Origin of the sequence: Deinococcus sp. (genome assembly GCF_018260405.1) — a bacterium.
Classification (GTDB): domain Bacteria; phylum Deinococcota; class Deinococci; order Deinococcales; family Deinococcaceae; genus Deinococcus.
The window spans coordinates 11,334-15,884 of sequence record NZ_JAGLBG010000058.1; the positions used below are offsets into that span (position 1 = coordinate 11,334).

At 62.1% G+C, this 4,551-nt stretch carries 5 protein-coding genes; 1 reads left to right on the top strand and 4 read right to left on the bottom strand.

Going from position 1 to position 4,551, the window contains the following annotated elements:
• The first annotated feature begins 467 nt into the window (after positions 1-467).
• Positions 468-1,565, top strand: coding sequence for a redox-regulated ATPase YchF (gene ychF / locus QZ269_RS08525; protein ID WP_291426283.1), 1,098 nt, complete (start codon positions 468-470; stop codon positions 1,563-1,565).
• 181 nt (positions 1,566-1,746) lie between these two features.
• Here the strand turns inward: ychF and QZ269_RS08530 are convergent, their stop codons facing one another.
• The 4 genes from QZ269_RS08530 to QZ269_RS08545 all read right to left on the bottom strand — a co-directional run.
• A complete protein-coding gene (locus QZ269_RS08530; protein ID WP_367272254.1) occupies positions 1,747-2,955 on the bottom strand; it encodes an amidohydrolase in 1,209 nt (402 codons plus the stop codon).
• A 290-nt stretch (positions 2,956-3,245) separates the two neighbouring features.
• The gene (locus QZ269_RS08535) at positions 3,246-3,797 is read right to left on the bottom strand and encodes a Rieske 2Fe-2S domain-containing protein (protein WP_291426285.1); all 552 of its coding nucleotides are present in this window, start codon (positions 3,795-3,797) and stop codon (positions 3,246-3,248) included.
• Between the two features lie 7 nt (positions 3,798-3,804).
• Positions 3,805-4,371 (bottom strand): TlpA disulfide reductase family protein, encoded by a 567-nt coding sequence (locus tag QZ269_RS08540; protein ID WP_291426287.1) that lies wholly within the window; start codon positions 4,369-4,371, stop codon positions 3,805-3,807.
• A gap of 4 nt (positions 4,372-4,375) precedes the next feature.
• Positions 4,376-4,551 (bottom strand): cytochrome c maturation protein CcmE (locus QZ269_RS08545; RefSeq protein ID WP_291426290.1); only part of this gene is annotated, 176 nt, incomplete at its 5' end.

Here is a 4,551-nt window from a genome sequence, read left to right on the forward strand (position 1 = left end):
CAAATACGACTGCGCCACGGAAAGTGTAGCCTCGGTCAGCGGGCCAACCAAGCTGAACTGGCGTGTGCTCAATCGGCCCGATGCGTTCGCGGCGCTTAACAAGTAATACGAACTACCGATTGAACCACGCCGTTTCGGATTTAGAGCATTTTGCAAAAACATGGTGCTCTTTTGACCATCTTTTTGCCGAGTGGGACGAGTGAAAAACAAGAGCAGGACGTAGAATGAAGGGGGCGGCGGTGTTGTTCCGACGTGCCCATAGTTCGGAGCACTGCTCTAAGCCGAGCGGACTTGTAAAGCGGCGCTGCGGGCGAGCAGGAGGGAGACGGGTTCCGGGTGTGGGGTTGCCCCGGCGTAGTGGCGGGACGTCAACGAAACAGACCGTTCGTAGAGTAGGGCGGCTGCCGCCCTTTCATCCCGTAAACTGTCAGGGTTGCCGCCTGCTGGCGGGTCAAGGAGAAAACATCATGGGACTTGCAATTGGAATCGTCGGCCTCCCCAACGTGGGTAAATCAACACTGTTTAATGCCATCACCCGCGCCGGGGCGCTGGCCGCCAACTACCCCTTCGCCACCATCGAGCCGAACGTAGGCCGCGTGACCGTTCCCGACGAGCGCCTCAGCGCCCTGAGCAAGGTGTTTACCAAGGGCGAGCGCGTGCCGCCAATTATTCCGACCTTCGTGGAATTCGTGGACATTGCGGGGCTGGTCAAAGGAGCGAGCAAGGGCGAGGGCCTGGGCAACCAGTTCCTGGCGAACATCCGCGAGGCCGACGCGATTGCCCACGTGGTGCGCTGCTTCGAGGACGGCAACGTGATTCATGTGGCGGGCAAGGTCGACCCCCTCGACGATATCGAGACCATCAACACCGAGCTGATTTTGGCCGACCTGGGGGGCCTCGAAAAGCGCGTGCAGGGCCTCTCCAAGAAAGCCAAAGGCGGCGACAAGGAAGCCAAGGAGCAGCTGGAAATGGCCGAGGCGTTCCTGAAGGTGCTGGAAAAGGGCGAACCTGCCCGCAATGCCCAGGTCGAGGGCAAAGTGCCCAAGGACTTCGGCCTGATTACCACTAAGCCGGTGATTTATGTCGCTAACGTGGGCGAAAGCGAACTGACCGAGGACAATGAATACGTCAAACAGGTGCGCGAGTACGCCGCCAAAGAGGGCGCGCAAGTGGTCAAGATCAGTGCTCAGATCGAGGGCGAACTGGCCGAGATGCCCGAAGACGAGGCCCGCGAGTTCCTGCACGACCTGGGGGTTGAGGAAAGTGGCCTCGACCAGCTCGTCAAGGTGGGCTACGAAACCCTGGGCCTGATGACCTTCATCACCAGCGGCGAAAAGGAAGTTCGCGCCTGGACGATTCGCAAGGGCGAAACCGCGCCCGAGGCTGCTGGAGAAATCCACAGCGACCTGCAACGCGGCTTTATCCGGGCCGAGGTCATCGAGTGGGACAAGATGGTCGAGGCCGGGGGCTGGGCTGCCGCCAAGAGCAAAGGCTGGGTTCGCACCGAGGGCAAAGAGTATGTCATGAAAGACGGGGACATTATGAACGTGCTGCACAACAGCTGATACGTATTCCGCTCCATTCCACTCGCAGTGGGGAAGCGACCAGGCCCCATCATGGGTGCGGTCAGGCCCCATACGGGTGCCGTTCTGACCAAGAAGCCGTTTTGGTCAAGACAGCGACCAGCTGGGGCCTAAAACATAAGGGGGCAGGGGCCAACGCCTCCGCTCCCTTTTTCTTTAACGTTTACCTAGCGGGCTGGGTCAATTTCTTAGCCGCGCCGACGTACAGCTTTACGCCATGCTCCAGCGCCCGCTCATCTACAGTGAATTTGGGATGGTGGTGCGGGGCCGCGCCTGGCCCGCCCGCGCCAATGGCGATGAAGGTGCCGGGGGCCTTGGTCATATAAGCGCTGAAATCCTCGCTGCCCATCTGGGGTTTGCCCTGCGCGACCTGCACTTCCGGCAGCACCTCGCGGGCCATCTCCCGCAACTCGCGGGCCACGTCGTGGTCGTTGACGGTGGCGCGGTAGCCCATCTGGTACTTGAGCGTGTAGGTCGCGCCAAAAGTGTCACACACGCCCTTGATGATCTGCTCGATCTTTTTGGGCAGCTCCTGGCGCACGTTCTCGTCAAAGGAACGCACCGTGCCTCCCAGCGTGACGGTATCGGGAATCACGTTCTTGGCGTTGCCGCCATGAATGGTCGCCACTGTGATCACCGCCGTATCCACCGGGTCGAGCTGGCGCGACACCACGTTTTGCAGCGCCACCACAATGTGCGCCGCCACGATTACCGGGTCGATGGTCTGGTGCGGGCTGGCCGCATGACCGCCCTTGCCCTGAAGAATCAGCTCGAAGCCGTCGGACGACGCCAGCAGCGGCCCGCCCTGAATCGCCACCACGCCCGTCGGCACCGGACTCATCAGGTGTTCGCCCACCACCACGTCCACACCGTCCATGATTCCGGCGTCGACCAGTTGCTGCGCCCCGCCCGGAAAAGATTCCTCGGCATGCTGGAAGATAAACCGCACCTCGCCGCGCAGCTGTTCCGGATGCCCCGAGAGCAGTTTGGCCGCGCCCAGCAGCATCGCCGTGTGGCCGTCGTGCCCGCAAGCGTGCATCACTCCGGGGTTTTGCGAGCTGAATTCCAGACCCGTTTCTTCCTCGATGGGCAGGGCGTCCATATCGGCCCGTAGCAGCACAGTGCGCCCAGCCCCAGCCGTACCCTTAAGGACGGCCAGCACGCTGGTTTCGGTGGGCCGTGAGATAGTCAGATTGGGCAGCTTCTGCAACTGCTCCTGCACGAATCGGGCGGTTTCGTGCTCGTGAAACGAGAGTTCGGGGTGCTGGTGCAGGTGCCGCCTCCAGGCGACGACTTCCTGCATGACAGTTTCGGGGCTGGCCTGAGCTGCGTTCGCCTGAGCTGGGTTGGCCTGAACAGTCGTGTCGGTCATGGGTTTTCTCCTTTGCTTTGAATGGCCCGGTGGATAGTCCAGACTTTAGCGCCCCAAGCGACGGACGCGGGGAAGCGGCCAACACTGGCGAACGGTTTCAGCCCACTGCTGTAGGAACGCCGCAACTCCTCAGCAGGGTAAGCACGGCAAAAAACCAGTGCCGATTAGGTCTACACCTAAATCTACGCTCATAAGCAGCTCCCGGTTAAGGAGCTGGCGGGTGTAGCTGAGGGAAGTATAGGCCACCTGGGTGCTTTTCCCGGATAAGCGCAACTGTACCCGGCAGCCCCTTAGGGCGCGGGTTCAATGCCAGTAGCGTACAGGTCAGGGCCGCGCCGCTCCAGCCGCACGCGGGGCAGGGGCGCGTTGGCCTTGCCGAACACCGCCGCACCCGCCTGCATGGGGTCAAACACGCTGAAATGGCAGCGGCACCCCAGTTGTGGGTGGCCTTGTCCCTGCGGCGGGCGGTAGTTGAAGGCAAACGCCAGCACTTCTTCGTCGCGCACGAGGTTGACCGTGCAGCCCAGGTGCGTGCAGACGCGTGAAAATGCCGCGTAGTGCTGCCCACCCACCGTGAGGCCCCCGGCGACCTCAGCAGGCATACGCAGCAGCGTGCAGGGGCGGCCCGCGTACCTGAAATTAACCTCGGCCCAGTCGGTGTTCAGGTCGCTCAGCGCGGCGATTTTCTGGGCCGCGCCCGCCTCAAACGCCGGGGCTGCCGCGCTCCGCTTACCGAAAGTGACCCGAGTGGCATACCAGCCCATATATCCGAACGCCCCAAAGGTGCCTGCCACCGGCAGCAGCCACCAGCGTTCCAGCAGGGCGCGGCGCGTGACTTTCATGGCCGCTTCACAATTTGGGCAGGCCGAGCTTTTCCAGGCCCACGTTCAGGCGCTCACGGTTCAGGCCGCCCCGGTCAAAGTGCTGCACCTTGCCCGCTCCGTCGATAAAAAAGGTATCCGGAATCCCGGCGATACCGTAAGCGATGGCCGTATCTGCACTTTTGTCCTGGGCATTGGCGTAATTCAGGCCATGCTGCGCGATGAACTGCCGGGCACTAGCTTCATCGGTTTCCTGAAACAGCACGCCCACCACCTTGAAACCCTGTGCCGCCTGCCGGGTGCCCAGTTCATGAAAGAGCGGCGCTTCTTCCTGGCAGGGGCCGCACCACGACGCCCAAAAGTTCAGGATGACCGGCTGCCCGCGCAGCTTTGAGAGCTGCACCGTTTGGCCGTCCAGCGTGTTGAGGGTGAAATCGGGGGCCGCCCGACCGATCAGCGAACTGGTCGCGGGGGCCTGTGGCGCGGGCCTCAGCAGCAGCCAGCCCAGCAACGCCACGACCAGAAAGGCCAGCAGCGGCGGCAAGAACCGGGGCCAAGAGCGCCTGGGGCGCTCAGCGGAAGCAGGAGCCGTCATCAGGTTACTTGCTGTCCTGAAGCATCTTCTTGAGATCGTCTTGGGTCTTGGGCACCTGGTATTCCTCGCTGTGCTTCACAACCAGATCGTTGGCGTAAAAGGTTTCGCCCTGGAAGTGCCCACGCACCACCACCCCCTGATTTTCCTTGAACAGGTCACTGACCGCGCCGTGATACTGCA

What these genes read in the sequence shown, in the direction of transcription:
- ychF (WP_291426283.1), top strand. Translation starts at nt 468, where the DNA reads ATGGGACTTGCAATTGGAATCGTCGGCCTCCCCAACGTGGGTAAATCA.
- QZ269_RS08530 (WP_367272254.1), bottom strand. Translation starts at nt 2,955, where the DNA reads ATGACCGACACGACTGTTCAGGCCAACCCAGCTCAGGCGAACGCAGCT.
- QZ269_RS08535 (WP_291426285.1), bottom strand. Translation starts at nt 3,797, where the DNA reads ATGAAAGTCACGCGCCGCGCCCTGCTGGAACGCTGGTGGCTGCTGCCG.
- QZ269_RS08540 (WP_291426287.1), bottom strand. Translation starts at nt 4,371, where the DNA reads ATGACGGCTCCTGCTTCCGCTGAGCGCCCCAGGCGCTCTTGGCCCCGG.